Genomic DNA, 15281 nt, shown 5'->3' with positions numbered 1-15281 from the left:
CTGAAATGATCGCCACCGTGTTTATCAGGTTCGTCACGATCCTTTGGATGAGCCTGTTACCTCTGATCGCGGTGGCCCTTGAAGAGCCTCACGCTTTGCGGCTGTTGGGGCACTCTCATATCGAAACCCCGCAAGTGGTGCTTGACGAGGCCGATTGGCGTTGGCTGCGTGAGCGACGCTCGTTGCTGATGGGCGTTTCGGCGCCCGATTACGCACCTTTTGACTTGACCAATAACAACGACGAACTCGAAGGGATCACGGCTGATTTTGCCGCATTGGTCGGCCAGGCCCTGCATATCTCCATCGAGGTTCGGCGTTACGACACCCGCGATGAGGTGGTCGAGGCGCTGAAGCAGGGGGCGGTGGATTTCCTCGGTTCCGCCAATGGCTATGAAGCGGCCGACCCGCAACTGCTGCTGTCTCGCTCTTATGCCAACGACCAACCGACCCTGGTGACCCGCAGCGGTGACAGCCAGGTATTGAATGACGGCCTGGCCGGCAAGCGCGTGGCAATGCTCTATCACTACATGCAGCCCGACGCCGTACGGGCGTTTTACCCCAAAGCCCAGTTGGAACTGTTTGCCTCGACCTTCGAAGCCATTGGCGCCGTGGCGTTTGGTCGTGCCGACGTCTACCTGGGGGATGCCATCAGCAGCAATTACCTGATCAATCGCAACCACCTCAATAATGTACGCATGGCGGATTTTTCCGGCCTGGAAGTCAACCCGTTTGCGTTTGCCGTCACCCGGGAAAACACGCGTTTGCTGCCCATCCTCAATGCCGCGCTGGAGGCGATTCCCGCCAGCGAGCAGATGGAAATCCTGCGCCGCTGGAGCGGAGGTAACCTGGGCATAATCGGCGTTGACCGGCTGCACTTGAGCGCCAGTGAGCAACGCTGGGTGCAGAAAAACCCACGGGTCAGGGTCGCGGTGCTCAATGACTTCCTACCGTTATCTTTTATTGGTGGTCGAGGTCAATTCGAAGGGTTGAGTGCCGAGGTGTTATCGCGCATCAGCTTGCGCACCGGCTTGAAGTTCGATGTGGTGCCAGGCAGTTCGTTGCCGCGCCAGGTCAACATCGTCAGTGCGGGGACGGCGGACATGCTGGCGGTTATCACCCCCAGTGTGGAGCGGGCCGAAAAAGTACGCTTTACCCGGCCCTACCTGACCAACCCCTTTGTGCTGGTAACCCGTGACAGTCCACACAGCCCGCTCACGTTGGAGGAGATGGTTGGCAAACGCTTGGCCATGGTGGTTGGCAATGGCCTGCACGATGAGATAGCGCAGAATTTTCCAGGCGTGATGTTTGTCGATGTGGAGAACCCCCAGCAAGCCATGGCGCTGGTGGCCAACGGTGACGCCGATGGTGCGGTCAACTCATTGATCAGCGCGCGCTATTTGATCAGCCGGTATTACCGCGACCGCTTGCGTGTCACCAGTACGGTCGGCACTGAGCCTGCACGCGTGACCTTTGGGGTCAACCGCAGTCAGTTGGAGTTGTATTCGATCCTCGACAAGGCGCTGCTGAGTATCACCCCGCAGGAAATGGACGAATTGATTGGCCAGTGGCGCAGCGAGGTCATCATCGAGGACAGTTACTGGTTGCGTTATCGCAACGTGATTCTTCAGGGTTTTGGGTTGGCGGCGCTGTTGTTGGCCGTCACGCTGGGCTGGGCCATTTACCTGCGCAGCCTGATTCGTAAGCGGCTACAGGCCGAGCGAGCGCTGAGCGATCAGATGCGGTTTATGAGCGTATTGATCGACGGCACGCCGCACCCGATTTACGTGCGTGACCGCCAAGGGCGGTTGATGGCCTGCAATAACGCCTACCTCGACGTGTTTGGCTACAAGCTTGAAGACGTGATCGGCAGGACGGTGGTGGAAACCGACGTCGAAAACCCGCCACAGGCCCAGTCGTTTCATCAGGATTACCTGCGCTTGATGGCGGGGGGCGAGCCGCAGATTCATGACCGAATACTCAAGGTGCCCAATGGCGATGTGTTGACCATTTACCAATGGATGCTGCCGTATCGCGACGGCGACGAGAAAGTGGTGGGCATGATTGCCGGTTGGGTCGACGTGAGCGAGCGGCATCGGTTGCTCGGCCAGCTACAGGAAGCCAAGGACGATGCCGATGCCGCCAATCGCGCCAAGACTACCTTCCTGGCGACCATGAGCCACGAGATCCGCACGCCCATGAACGCCGTAATCGGCATGATCGAGCTGGCGTTGAAAAATGCCGAGCAGGGGCGGGTCGACCGCGACGCCCTGGAGGTGGCTTCGGTGGCTTCGCGGGGCATGCTGGAGTTGATCGGCGATATTCTCGATATCGCGCGCATTGAGTCCGGGCACTTGTCGCTGACCCTGGAGCCCGCCAACCTGCATGAGCTGTTAGCGTCGGTCGCGCGCGTGTTCGAGGGGCTGGCCCGCGCCAAGGGGCTGGCGCTGCAGGTTGAGCTGGACCCGTTGATTAACCGGGCGGTGCTGGTCGACCCGCTGCGATTCAAGCAGGTGGTATCGAACCTTTTGAGCAATGCCATCAAGTTCACTTCTCATGGGCAGGTCAGTCTGGTTGCGCAGGCGGTGGTCGAGGACGATCGCTTGGCCGTCCAGTTATGGGTGCAAGACACCGGCATCGGAATCAGCATCGCCGATCAGCAGCGGTTGTTCAGTGTGTTTATCCAGGGCAGCAATAACCAGCAGTCGGCACGTAGCGGGTCTGGGCTGGGGTTGGTGATCAGCCGCAGCTTGTGTGAAATGATGGGTGGTCAATTGCACTTGAGTAGCGTGCTGGGGCACGGTACTCGGGTGGACGTGACGTTGACCCTGGCCATGTCCGCCACGCTGCCGGCCCCGGTTGAGCCTGCGCAAGAGGCGGCGCCTGAGGGCCGTGCGCTGAAGATTCTGGTGGTGGACGACTACCCGGCCAACCGCTTGCTGCTGGCTCGACAGTTGAGCTTTCTGGGCCACCATATCGTCACGGCCGAAGACGGTGTTCAAGGGCTTGAACAGTGGCGAGCGGGGCAGTTCGACGGCGTCATTACCGATTGCAACATGCCGTTCAAGAACGGCTATCAGCTGGCACAGGAGATTCGCGCGCAAGAGCGTGAACAGGGTCTGGAACCCTGCCTGTTGCTGGGGTTCACCGCCAACGCACAACCGGAGGAAGCCGAGCGCTGCCGGCAGGCGGGCATGGATGGCTGCCTGTTCAAGCCAACCGGGCTTGACGACTTGCGGTCGGCGCTGGCCTCGCGTGTGGCCGACGCGGGCCCGCAGCCCGTGGCGACATTTGACTTGAGCACATTGGTCGCGCTGACCGGCGATGATCACGCTGCGCTTGTCGAATTGCTGGCGCCGTTGCTCGAAAGCCTGGAGGCAGACCGTGCCTTACTGCCGCGCCTGGCCAGCCAGGCAGATTTTGCCAAGCTGCACGACCTGGCTCACCGTGCCAAGGGCGGCGCGCGGATGGTCAAGGCAAACCTATTGATCGGTGGGTGTGAAGCATTGGAGGCAGTGTGTGAACAGCGCGACCCTCAGGCATTGGGGCCAGCGGTTGAGGGCGTGGCTGAAGCGATCGATGTTTTGCGTCATGGCTTGAGCGCTTATTGCAATCAGCCTTGACTGCGGTTGATCGCCATTCGGGAAATTTGGGAAAACTCTTACGCAAACCGGGAACATGCCTGATTTTGTCGTCGGCATATGTCTGGAAAATGGGCAGCGCTCACTGCCGAGCACTGCCTGCCAGGGGTTTGCCATGCCGAACAAAGCACTGACCATCCTGATTGCCGATGAACAGCATCTGCAACGCCTGTACATCGAGAAAATGCTCAACCGGTTGGGCTATTACCGGATCGTGCCGGTGCAAACGTTCGAAGAGGTGCGGATTCTTACCGCCATTCCTGCCGAACCCTTCGATGTGCTGATAATCCATGCCGGGCTGATGGCCCAAGCCTATGAACCTCAGCCCCAGGTGCGTCATGTACTGGTCTACGAACATCTGGACCTGGGCGCCCCGTGCGGTGTAACGCCGGCCGTGCGGGTGCGCCTGCCGGGCGTGCCGGACCACGTCAACCTCGAACACTTCATGGACATGGTCGACCCCTGCGAGACTGCCCACGGCCTGCGGGTGTTGCCGTGGCTGCGGGAGCTGTCCCGCATGCCGGTGGCCCGGGCCTAGTCCACAGCGATTGCTTGTAGGAGCGAGCTTGCTCGCGAAAAACTCGCAGGCGCCGCGTTTATTCAGGAAGCGCGCGTTACCGTTGACGTTTTTCGCGAGCAAGCTCGCTCCTACAAGAGGGCGCTTCAAGGGGGGACTGTATGCCACTAAGTTTGCGCGCCAGTTCAATCGCCACCTTGCCGCTGTCGGCGCCGGGTACTAAATGGGTAAACGGAATATCGATCATCCGGTTCTCACGCACCGCTCGCAGCGTCGATAGCACCGGGTCGGTCGTCAGCAATTGGCGCTTGCGGCTGCTGGGGGACCACAGGGCGTCGGCCAATAAAATGATGTCAGGGTCCTTCATCAGCAAGGTTTCACTGTTCACGGTCACTCGTGAAAGGGGGATGTCAGCCAGCACATTGCGGGCACCCGATGCGGCCAGCAGCGCTGTGACAAACCCCCGTTGGCCTTCACTGGCGAGGCCGTTGACCTCACTGTCCAAGTAAAATACCGATACCGGTTGGGCGTTGTCAGCCACTGCCTGGGCATGTTGCAGGTCGGCGTCCAGTGCGTCGCTCAGGGCCTGGGCGCGTTGCGATTTGTGCAGCAGGGCGCCAAGGGTGAGCAGGTCCTGGCGGATGTGCTCGAAGTAATCCAGGTTGTGCCCGGCGCACGCGGACTCCAGCAGGTAGGACGCCACGCCGTTATCGGCCAGGCTCGTGCGTGAGCTCACGCCCTTGCCGAACGCGCTGGCGAAACCGCCCACCACCAAGTCGGGGCGCTGTGCATACAGCACCTCGCTGGAGGGATATTGGGCGGCAATCACCGGCACTTCGAAATACCGGCCCTGTCGATGCGCTTTGTCACTGTCGTCCAGATAGGCCACGCCCACCATTGAAGGCCTGGCATCCAGCGCCAGCAAGAGGTCGGCCGCGTGTTGATTGAGGGCGACGATGCGCGAGGGTGGCGCGTGTGGCAGTGCCCAGGCCTGGGCGCAATTGGTGTAATTGTCTGCCTGCACCGGTGTTGCGCAGAGCGGGGCAATCAAGCATACGCACCACATTTTCATGCGCGCTCCTTGAGCAGTAGATCGTCAACCACTTCACCGCCTGCCAGGTGCATATCCACCAGGCGTATCACATCCGCCTTGCTGTGCACGCCGTACCAGCAGCGCTGCGGGTAAACCGTGAGCACCGGCCCGAGGTTGCAGGGGAACTGGCAATGGGTGCGGGTCAGCAGCACGCCGTCGGGCACTTCGATGCGTTGCAGCTCCAGCAACCGGCGGCGTAGGGTTTTCCACAGTTGCAAGGCTCCACGCTGGGTGCAGCGCGGGCCGGTGCACAGGAACACATGGTGGCTGTGGTCAGGAATTTGCGACCAGTCGGGGTGGGTGTCGACCCCGTCGATTGGCGTGATGTCAGCCATCAGAAGCGATACCTGTAACGCACCTCTGCGGTGAAGGGGCGGCCGAGGTTGTCGACGTTGTTGGCGCGACTGGTGACGTAGTCGCGGTCGAACAGGTTTTCCACCAGCAGGCTCAAACGATGCCGGTGGGCACTGTCCAGATAGCGATAGGCGTCGGCGTCCACCACAGAATAATGCCCGTACTCGACCTGCTTGGCGCTGATGACATCGCGGATATAACGCAGTGCCGCGCCTGCACCCCATAGGCGGTTTTGCGATTCAAAACCGATGCGTGAGCGGGCGAAAAAACTGGGAATATCGTTAAGGGTGACCCCGGCGCGGGATTCGGTCAGGTTGCGGGTCATGTCGGCCTGCACGCTCCATTGGTCGTTGAGCGCCAACCTTGCGTCGGCCTCGAAACCGCGCATTTGGATCTGGCCCTGACCATTGACCCACTGCACATCGTTCAGAGTGATCAGGTCGGTGATCTTGCGTTTGAACACGGTGACGCTGGCGCTGAAATCGCGTTCCGCAAGTTGCCCTGTGTAGTCAAGGCCCAGTTCGGCGTTGCGGCTTTTCTCTGGCTTGAGGTGGCGGTTGCCCTGTTCGTCCGCTTCGTTGACGAACAGCTGTTCGGCATTGGGCAGCTTGTAGGCGGTGCCGTATTGGCCGCGCAAGGCCCAGTGATCGTTGAGGTTGTAGAGGGACGTGAGCATGCCGACGGTGGCACTGTCACCGCCGCTCATGGCCTCGTGGCGTACGCCGAGGCTGGGGTGCCAGTCGGGCAGGGCGTCGATCTGCGGGCGCAGTTGGCTATACAGCGCGTGGGCCTGGGCTTTGTTATCGTCGATCACCAACACATCGTCCTGGCCCTTGAACCATTGGTTGTCGCTGCCGACGATCACTACATGGCCGCCCGGCAACTCGGCCTTGCCTTCGGCCTGCACGCCCCAGTCGGTGAAGCCCCAGTAGTCGTCATGGTTGATGATCTGGGTAGCACCACCGTCTTGGTTGTTGATGCGGGTATAGCGGGTATCCCAATCGTTGATGTGGCCCTTGACGAAATAACTCAGGTGTTCGTCGAGGCTTTGCTCGAACGTGGCCGTGGCGATTTGCTGTACACGGTCGTTGGTGGTTGTGTGGGAGGCTACCGGACGGGCGAAATCCAGGTTGGCGTCGGCGTATTGGTAGAACAGTTCCAGGCGCGAATCATCGCCAAAAGATTGAACGGCCTTGGTACCGAAGGTAGTGACTTCGTAAGAGCGTTTCTTGTCCGTGACATTTTTCATATCGCGATTGCGAAACGGCTGGTAGCCCTCGGACGCATTGCGGCTGACGTAGGCCAACACGCCCAGGTCGCCCCAGCCGTTGCTGAAAATCTTCTCGACCCGTGCGTCACCCGTGGTGCCGCCGAAGGTGTCGAGGCCCATATTCACTTCGCCGGCAGCCGCCCAGGTCTGCGGGCTGCGAGTCACGATGTTGATCACGCCCGATACCGCCTGGGTGCCGAACAGCAGGCTCTGGCCGCCCTTGAGCACTTCGATGCGTTCAATGGCATTGGCCGGCAGGGTGTCGAGGTACAGGCCACCGTACAGGCGGTTGTTCAAGCGCACGCCATCGAGCAGGATCAGGGTGTCATCGTTGCGCCCGCCGAGCAGGGAATAGGTGCCATAGTCGAACGGGCCGTTCTTCGGCGCCACATACAGCCCGGGAATGAACATTTGCATCACCCGAGACACGTCGGCTGAAGGGCCGGCCCGCTCGATCTGTTCGCGACTGACCACGTTGACGTTGCTGCCGTACTGGGCCATGGCCGCAACCGTGCCGGACTCCACTGAGGGCGCCGACACGATTTGCGGGTTGAGCACCAAGGGAGTGTTGTCGGCCAGCAGCAACGGGCTGAACAGGCAACTGATCAAGGGAGTGAATGAATGTCGGATCATAGTCTTCTCGAAAGTATCTTCGCAGAAGCACGCAAGAGAAGGCATCGAGCACACGCCAATACCGGCCCATGCCCGCCCACCGCAGGAGTTTGCCAAACAGAAATTCCAGGCCGGTCTCCGGGCTCATGCGTATGGATACCTTCACCTTCCCATGGCGCGAGGGCCACAGTGGTGTGTCGAAGGGATCACGCATCTACCGTTGCGGGGGCAGCACCGGACTTGCTCAACATGAGCGTACCGGTTTCCCGTTTCACCCCAAGCACGGCGGCAGGGGGCACCTGAAACAGGCGGGCATCTGAACACTCGCACGAGTGCTCGTCAACTTTCCCGCCTCTCCCAGCTGTATGTTTTTCACCGATCAGTCGGCTTTGCCGTGCTCCCGCAACCGCTCAGCGGCACTGCGTAACAACTGCTCGGTCGTGTCCCAACCCAGGCAACCATCGGTCACCGAAACGCCGTATTTCATCGACGCGCTCAGCGGCTGGCAGCCTTCGAACAGGTGACTCTCAAGCATCATGCCGACCAGCGAGGTATCGCCTTGCAAGCGCTGCTCCAGCACCTCATTGAATACCGCCGGTTGGCGCAGCGGGTTCTTGCCGCTGTTGGCATGGCTGCAATCGACCATGATCCGCGCCGCCACCTTGGACTTGGCCAGGTCATGCTTTACGTCGGCCACGCTTTGCGCATCGTAGTTGGGCCCACGGTGGCCGCCACGCAGCACCAGGTGGGTGTCGGGGTTGCCGGGGGTCTGGATGATCGCCGGATGGCCCTGGCTGTCGACGCCGAAATGGCGATGCGGGTGAGAGGCTGAGCGCATCGCATCGCAGGCAATGGCGACGCCACCGTCGGTACCGTTCTTGAAGCCCACGGGCATGCCCAGGCCGCTGGCCATTTCGCGGTGAATCTGCGATTCGGTAGTGCGTGCGCCAATGGCGACCCAAGTGAGCAGGTCATCGAAGTAGCCGGCGGCCATGGGTTGCAGCAACTCGGTGGCCACCGGCAGGCCCAGGCGCAGCATTTCACGCATCAGTTCGCGGGACAGGGTCAGGCCGGCGGCCATGTCATCGCTGCCGTCCAGGTGCGGGTCGTAGGCCAGGCCTTTCCAACCCACCGTGGTGCGCGGTTTCTCGACGTAGGCACGGATCACCAGCAGCATCTGGTCGCTGACTTCAAGCGCGAGCTTCTTCAGATTGCGCGCGTATTCCATGGCCGATTCCGGGTCGTGGATCGAGCACGGGCCGACAATCACCAGCAAGCGTGAATCTTCACCATTGAGGATGGCGCGCACGGCTTGGCGATGGGCGTGGACTTGTTCATTGAGGAACGGGCTGAGCGGGAGCTGATGCTTGAGCTCAAGGGAGCTGGGCAAACGCTGGGTCAGGGCTTCATTGGCACTGTTGAGGGTGGAGACGGGCAAAGCGGCGACGGAGGAGTTCATATTCAAGGCTTCCTGGGCAAGCGGCGGGCGATTCCCGCACGCTTGGCCTACTGGGGTGTTCGACAATTGGCCGTATCGGCTACGTGTGTTGGCTTGCCACCACGGGGTGACCGGTCGGAGGCGGCAGGCTGTCCCGAACGGAGCTGGCTAAATCGCCATGCAGTGCAAGTGTCGTAGCGGTAATAGGTGGTGAAGTTCATGGCGTGATTCCTTTAAGTGATCGTGAGCAAACAGGTTGTCAGGCGCTGAAAAAACAAAACCCCCGGTCGGGGAGCCGACCGGGGGTTTAGATTTCTCTGGTAGGCGACCCCTTGAGTAGTGGGCGCCGATTTCAGGTATCAGGCGCGCCAGTGGCTAAACCAATACCCAAAATAAAAGCCGGCCAGTGCGCTCGAACCGTTCACACGGGTAGCCGACACCGAGCGCAAGGCGCTGGCAGCAGGGCAAACCTGAGTGTGGGTGAGTGGCAACATGGGGCTCTCCAAATGATGGGGGGAGCTTACTAGAGGCGTGCAGGTGGATTCAATCAGTAATTTCTATTGTGTGGCGGTACTTACCGCTATGGGCATAGGTATCTACACAACTTTGCTGCGACGCTGGACCTGTGGCGAGGGAGCTTGCTCCCGTGACGGACTGACAGGCGACGCATCTCTACCTGACACCCTGGATCCAAATGTGGGAGCTGGCTTGCCTGCGATGACGGCCTGCCAGTCGACACAGGGTGTCAGACCGAGTACATATCCATTCCTGCGGTAACGGCCACTTAGGGTTCCGCCCTGACGGCGGCTCACTTTGCAAAAGCGGCAAAGTAAGCAAAACGCTCTTGCCCCACCACTCGGCACCTCGCTTAGGCTCGGTGTGCCCGTAATCCGCCAGTGATTTGGGGGGCCGCCGCCACGCGCCATCCATGGCGCGGGGCGGCTAAACCGGCATCCCTGCCGGTTTACCCCCCAAATCCCTGTCGAATTCCGGCCAGCGTGGTTTGACGGGGCGCTTAAGATCAAGATCAAAAGCAGATCAAAAGCAGATCAAGAGCGACTCGCTTCGCATCGTGGTTACCGTCCGCTGCTACAGTCCACTCAGTTGTGTAGATACCTATGCCGTTATGGGCAAGTGTGGATATGCTGACGGCTCTCAAACAATGATTGCCAGGACGCGACCATGACTGCCTTGACCCTTGCTGCGGCGCAAACCGTTTCCATCCCGGGCGATGTCGCTGCCAATATCCAGCGGCACCTGGCGTTGATGTGGGCCGCGGCTGAACAGGGCGTGCAATGCCTGGTGTTTCCAGAACTGTCACTGACCGGCTACGAGCCGTTCCTGGCGGCCGACTTGGCCATCGCCCCGCAAGACGCCGTATTGGCGCCGTTGCGTGAGCTGGCGCGGGAGCTGCGGTTGACGGCCGTGGTGGGCATGCCGGTGCGGTTGGCGCCACAAGCAGGCGTGCTGATCGGCGCGTTGGTGCTGGGGGCGGACGGCTCAGTCGGCGTCTACACCAAGCAGCACTTGCACCCCGGTGAGGAGCTGGCATTTGCTGCGGGGCAGGGCGGTGAGGTCTTGGCATTCGGAGATGACCGCATAGCATTGGCGGTGTGCGCGGACTTTTCCCAGGCCAGCCATCCACGCCAAGCGGCGGCAGCGGGCGCCACAGTGTATGCCGCAAGCGTACTGATCAGCGAGGCAGGCTACGCGGCGGACAGTGCTTTGCTTGAAGGCTATGCGGCCGAGCATGGCCTGTTGGTACTGATGGCTAACCACGGTGGCCCATCTGGAGGCTGGGCTTGTGCCGGTCGCAGTGCGATCTGGACCGCCGATGGCAACTTGCTTGTTGCCGCCCCCGGTGTCGGCGACGCGTTGGTGATCGCCCGTCGCGACGGCGGGCAGTGGACCGGCCAAGTGGTCGCCCTCTGAATGAGGTTTCATTTGCGCCGGGCCATCGAGCAGGACCTGCCGTTTGCCCGCACCCTGACCCAGCAGGCCATGAGCCATTACTACCGTCAGAACGGCTTGTTGTGGTCCAGCGACGGCTTCGACGTGGCCTGGGCGGGCCGCGAGAACTGGCTGATCTGCAACGATGACGTCGTCATGGGCTTTATCAGCCTGAGCCGCGATGGCAAGGCCCTGTATATCCGCGAGCTGCACCTGCTGGAATGCTGCCGCAAGCAGGGCGCGGGCACATGGGTGCTGGAGCAAATGGCGCTCAAGGCACGCGTCGAGGGCCTGGGCTTTCTACGTTTGACGGTGTTCAAGACCAACCCGGCAAGAAGGCTGTATCAGCGCTTGGGGTTGAGCATTGTCGGTGAAGAGGATGGCTTCTGGCGGATGGAGCGTGAGTGTCGCGCACTCACATCGGACTAAAACATGCACGTCCTACAAATAAGCGCATACTGCTGTCAGTTAGTGCTTTGTTCGTCGTGGGATTGAGCTCTTGGCTCATCCACGATAACGCCCTCTTTCATGCCCAGAAGTACCGCCACTTTATGGGCTTCTCCACGCCGTCCCTTTTTGCGCCCGGAGAGCACTTGATACGTGGTTGCCGGGTCTACGCCATGCTCCCGGGCGAACGCTTGAACTGACTTTCCTTGATGTTCCAGCCAGGCCTTGGCTTGTGCAGCAGTACGGATTCCGGGCATAGTTCAAAACCGTTCAAGTTTGTTTAACGAAGTGATGGTGTGACACCTCTTGGGGTGTGCCAATTTAGGATCATACATCCAAATGAGTGGAATCGGTTCGCGCTTAAGGCAAGAAAGAGAGCGACTTGGCCTGTCGCAGAAAGTTTTTGGAGAAATTGGAGGCGTTGAAGCGAACGCCCAAGGCAAATATGAAAGCGGTGGTCGTGCACCCAAGGCCGACTATTTGTCTCGCGTCGCCGAAAAAGGTGTGGATATCCTGTACGTGTTGACCGGCAGCCCAACGCCGATCCAGCTGGATAACCTGAGCAAGATCGAAGAGAAAGTGCTGGGCAATTACCGAGCGATGTTCAAGGAAGACCAGGACGCAATCCGTCGCTTGACCAGTACCTTGGCTGAGCATTCATCCGTAGTGAACGGAAAAGCCAAGTCGCCCCCCCAGGAATCCTGACCTTTAGCCCAGGAAACAGGGCTGTTCGCCAGCCGGCGAACAGCCGCAGCACGTTTAATCTCTATATATATGACACTTGCAACTAGGTCTGCGCCTTGGTTTTTTGCTAAGGTGTTCAGCAACCTATAAGACCATATCGCGAGGTGTCTGCTTGATTAGGGTGCTAGTAGTCGATGACCATGATCTCGTTCGTACAGGCATTACACGAATGCTGGCTGACATCGACGGCCTGCAAGTAGTCGGCCAGGCGGAGTCGGGGGAGGAATCCCTGATCAAGGCCCGGGAGTTGAAGCCCGATGTGGTACTGATGGACGTCAAGATGCCTGGGATTGGCGGTCTTGGTGCCACGACCAAGTTATTGCGCAGCCATCCGGACATCAAGGTCGTGGTGGTCACGGTGTGCGAGGAAGACCCGTTTCCCACCCGTTTACTGCAAGCCGGTGCCGCCGGCTACCTCACCAAGGGCGCGGGCCTGGCCGAGATGGTGCAAGCCATTCGCCTGGTATTTGCCGGCCAGCGTTACATCAGCCCGCAAATTGCCCAGCAATTGGCGATCAAGTCGTTCCAGCCCACCAGCGATTCGCCATTTGATGCGCTGTCGGAGCGGGAAATCCAGATCGCCCTGATGATCGTCGGTTGCCAGAAGGTGCAGACCATCTCTGACAAGCTGTGCCTGTCGCCCAAGACCGTCAATACCTACCGTTATCGTATCTTCGAGAAGCTTGCCATCAGCAGTGATGTTGAATTGACCCTGCTCGCAGTGCGCCACGGCATGGTGGACGCCAGCGCCTGACATGACCACACCGTTTGATCCCAGTGCCTTTCTCTCCACCTGCAGTGGCCGCCCCGGCGTGTACCGCATGTTCGACAGCGAGGCGCGCCTGCTTTACGTGGGCAAAGCCAAGAACCTGAAGAACCGTCTGGCGAGCTACTTTCGCAAGACCGGCCTTGCGCCGAAAACCGCCGCCCTGGTGGCGCGTATCGCCCAGGTCGAAACCACCATCACCGCCAATGAAACCGAGGCGCTGCTGCTTGAGCAGACGCTGATCAAGGAATGGCGGCCGCCTTACAACATCCTGTTGCGTGATGATAAATCCTACCCTTACGTGTTTTTATCCGACGGCAACTTTCCCCGCCTGAGCATTCACCGCGGGGCAAAGAAGCAAAAGGGCAAGTACTTCGGGCCTTACCCCAGCGCCGGGGCGATTCGTGAAAGCCTGAGCCTGCTGCAAAAAACCTTTTTTGTGCGTCAGTGCGAAGACAGCTTCTACAAGAACCGCACCCGGCCGTGCCTGCAATACCAGATCAAGCGCTGCAAGGCGCCCTGCGTGGGCCTGGTGGAACCTTCGGAGTACGCCGAGGATGTGCGCCATTCGGTGATGTTCCTCGAAGGGCGCAGCAACGCACTCACCGATGAGTTGTCCGGGGCCATGGAGCAGGCCGCCAGTACCCTGGATTTCGAAAAGGCCGCCGAACTGCGCGACCAGATCTCCCTGCTGCGCCGTGTCCAGGACCAGCAAAGCATGGAAGGCGGCACCGGTGACGTTGACGTGATCGCCGCGTTCGTCAACCCGGGCGGCGCTTGTGTGCACCTGATCAGCGTGCGTGGCGGGCGAGTGTTGGGGAGCAAGAACTTTTTCCCGCAGACCGGTATCGACGAAGACGTGGCAGAAGTCATGGCTGCGTTCCTTGGCCACTATTACGTCAGCAGCCCTGAGCGCGACCTGCCGTCGGAGCTGATCGTCAATGTGGTGCACGAAGACTTTCCCACCTTGATCGAAGCGATCCACGAGCTGCGCGGCCGCGAGCTGGACATCAGCCACCGCGTACGCGGCACCCGTGCCCGCTGGCAGCAACTGGCCGTGACCAACGCCGAACAGGCCCTGGGCGCGCGGCTGGCGAACCGACAGCACGTCGCTGCACGCTTCGACGCCCTGGCCGAAGTCCTCAACCTGGACGAGCCGCCCCAGCGCCTGGAGTGCTACGACATCAGCCACTCCAGCGGTGAGGCCACGGTGGCCTCCTGCGTGGTATTCGGGCCGGAAGGGCCGATCAAGGCCGACTATCGGCGCTACAACATCGAAGGCGTTACCGCAGGCGATGACTACGCCGCCATGCACCAGGCGCTCACGCGGCGTTTCAGCAAGTTGAAGGACGGCGAGGGCAAGTTGCCCGATATCCTGCTGGTAGACGGCGGCAAGGGCCAGTTGTCCATGGCCCGTGACGTGCTCAACGAACTGGCGGTGCCCGACCTGATCCTGCTCGGCGTAGCCAAGGGCACCACACGCAAGGCCGGTTTCGAAACGTTGTACTTGAATGATGCCGCCCATGAGTTCACTTTGAAGGGCGACTCGCCCGCACTGCACCTGATTCAACAAATCCGCGACGAAGCGCACCGTTTCGCCATTACCGGCCACCGCGCCCGCCGTGGCAAAACCCGGCGAACCTCAACCCTGGAAGGGGTTGCGGGGGTCGGCCCGACGCGCCGTCGCGACTTGCTTAAACATTTTGGTGGCTTGCAGGAGCTGTCCCGTGCCAGCATTGACGAGATAGCCAAAGCACCCGGTATCAGTAAAAAGCTCGCTGAGCTGATTTATGCAAACCTGCACAGCGAATAGAATGCCTTCTCACCTCGTAGCCAGTTGTGCCGATGAATATCCCTAATCTGATTACCGTTCTACGCGTCCTGCTTATCCCGATTTTCATTTTGTTGTTCTATTTGCCGTATGAATGGAGCTACATCGCGTCCAGTTCGGTATTTGCCTTCGCAGCCGCCACCGACTGGCTTGATGGCTACCTGGCACGCCGTCTGGAACAGAGCACGCCCTTCGGCGCGTTCCTCGACCCCGTGGCCGACAAACTCATGGTGGCCGTCGCCCTGGTGCTGCTGGTGCAGGAACACGGCAACCTGTGGCTGACCCTGCCGGCCGCCGTCATCATCGGCCGCGAGATCGTCGTCTCGGCCCTGCGCGAATGGATGGCCGAAATCGGCGCCCGCGCCCACGTCGCCGTCTCCAACATGGGCAAATGGAAAACCGCCGCGCAAATGCTCGCGCTGGTCATCCTGCTGGCCAACCCGTCGGACTTCACATTCTGGGTACTCACCGGCTACGCCTTGCTGCTCATCGCCGCCGGCCTGACCCTGTGGTCCATGCTGCAATATCTGCGTGCGGCCTGGCCCCATCTGCGAACCACCGTTGAAAAGAAATAAAACTTTTTTGAATCAAGGGGTTGACGGGTGCTGAGGATTCTATAGA

At 60.3% G+C, this 15281-nt stretch carries 13 protein-coding genes and 1 riboswitch; of the genes, 8 read left to right on the top strand and 5 right to left on the bottom strand.

The features are described from left to right. Positions 1-47: 47 nt before the first annotated feature. Entirely contained in the window at positions 48-3620 is a 3573-nt protein-coding gene (locus tag TX24_RS08410) for a transporter substrate-binding domain-containing protein (protein WP_057710189.1), read from the top strand. A 133-nt stretch (positions 3621-3753) separates the two neighbouring features. Next, positions 3754-4176, top strand: coding sequence for a hypothetical protein (locus tag TX24_RS08405; RefSeq protein WP_057710188.1), 423 nt, complete (start codon positions 3754-3756; stop codon positions 4174-4176). A gap of 76 nt (positions 4177-4252) precedes the next feature. Here the strand turns inward: TX24_RS08405 and TX24_RS08400 are convergent, their stop codons facing one another. The 4 genes from TX24_RS08400 to TX24_RS08385 form a co-directional block, all read right to left on the bottom strand. Continuing rightward, positions 4253-5227, bottom strand: a complete 975-nt coding sequence (locus TX24_RS08400; protein WP_057710140.1) for an ABC transporter substrate-binding protein — start codon at positions 5225-5227, stop codon at positions 4253-4255. Next, positions 5224-5583, bottom strand: coding sequence for a (2Fe-2S) ferredoxin domain-containing protein (locus TX24_RS08395; RefSeq protein ID WP_057710139.1), 360 nt, complete (start codon positions 5581-5583; stop codon positions 5224-5226). Before TX24_RS08395 ends, TX24_RS08400 begins: the two co-directional genes overlap by 4 nt. Further along, positions 5583-7505: a TonB-dependent receptor plug domain-containing protein gene (locus TX24_RS08390; RefSeq protein ID WP_057710138.1), complete on the bottom strand. Its 1923-nt coding sequence runs from the start codon at positions 7503-7505 to the stop codon at positions 5583-5585. Before TX24_RS08390 ends, TX24_RS08395 begins: the two co-directional genes overlap by 1 nt. A 91-nt stretch (positions 7506-7596) precedes the next feature. Further along, positions 7597-7802: riboswitch (cobalamin riboswitch) on the bottom strand. A gap of 61 nt (positions 7803-7863) precedes the next feature. Next, positions 7864-8943 carry a 3-deoxy-7-phosphoheptulonate synthase gene (locus tag TX24_RS08385; RefSeq protein WP_057710137.1) on the bottom strand — a complete coding sequence of 360 codons (1080 nt, stop codon included), beginning with the start codon at positions 8941-8943 and terminating at the stop codon, positions 7864-7866. Positions 8944-10104: 1161 nt separating this feature from the next. On the opposite strand from TX24_RS08385, the gene TX24_RS08380 reads away from it, so the two are divergent. Together TX24_RS08380 and TX24_RS08375 are read left to right on the top strand one after the other, a co-directional pair. Beyond that, positions 10105-10854, top strand: a complete 750-nt coding sequence (locus TX24_RS08380; protein ID WP_034135290.1) for a carbon-nitrogen hydrolase family protein — start codon at positions 10105-10107, stop codon at positions 10852-10854. Beyond that, a complete protein-coding gene (locus TX24_RS08375; protein WP_032905025.1) occupies positions 10855-11301 on the top strand; it encodes a GNAT family N-acetyltransferase in 447 nt (148 codons plus the stop codon). Between the two features lie 35 nt (positions 11302-11336). Here TX24_RS08375 and TX24_RS30535 read toward each other — a convergent pair whose 3' ends face one another. Beyond that, positions 11337-11576 (bottom strand): DNA-binding protein, encoded by a 240-nt coding sequence (locus TX24_RS30535; protein ID WP_003190382.1) that lies wholly within the window; start codon positions 11574-11576, stop codon positions 11337-11339. Positions 11577-11658: 82 nt separating this feature from the next. Here TX24_RS30535 and TX24_RS08370 point away from each other — a divergent pair, with 82 nt between their 5' ends. The 4 genes from TX24_RS08370 to pgsA all read left to right on the top strand — a co-directional run bounded on the left by TX24_RS08370 (position 11659) and on the right by pgsA (position 15235). Further along, positions 11659-12024, top strand: a complete 366-nt coding sequence (locus tag TX24_RS08370; protein WP_003190384.1) for a helix-turn-helix domain-containing protein — start codon at positions 11659-11661, stop codon at positions 12022-12024. 151 nt (positions 12025-12175) lie between these two features. After that, positions 12176-12817, top strand: a complete 642-nt coding sequence (gene gacA, locus TX24_RS08365; protein ID WP_003190387.1) for a response regulator transcription factor GacA — start codon at positions 12176-12178, stop codon at positions 12815-12817. 1 nt (position 12818) lies between these two features. Continuing rightward, the gene (gene uvrC / locus TX24_RS08360; RefSeq protein WP_003190389.1) at positions 12819-14642 is read left to right on the top strand and encodes an excinuclease ABC subunit UvrC; all 1824 of its coding nucleotides are present in this window, start codon (positions 12819-12821) and stop codon (positions 14640-14642) included. Between the two features lie 32 nt (positions 14643-14674). Next, a complete protein-coding gene (gene pgsA, locus TX24_RS08355; protein WP_032892416.1) occupies positions 14675-15235 on the top strand; it encodes a CDP-diacylglycerol--glycerol-3-phosphate 3-phosphatidyltransferase in 561 nt (186 codons plus the stop codon). Positions 15236-15281: the final 46 nt, after the last annotated feature.

The sequence above is a fragment of the Pseudomonas lactis genome (assembly GCF_001439845.1).
GTDB lineage: Bacteria > Pseudomonadota > Gammaproteobacteria > Pseudomonadales > Pseudomonadaceae > Aquipseudomonas > Aquipseudomonas lactis.
The sequence above is the reverse complement of the archived record's forward strand: the minus strand, read 5'-3'. Positions and strand labels throughout refer to the sequence as shown.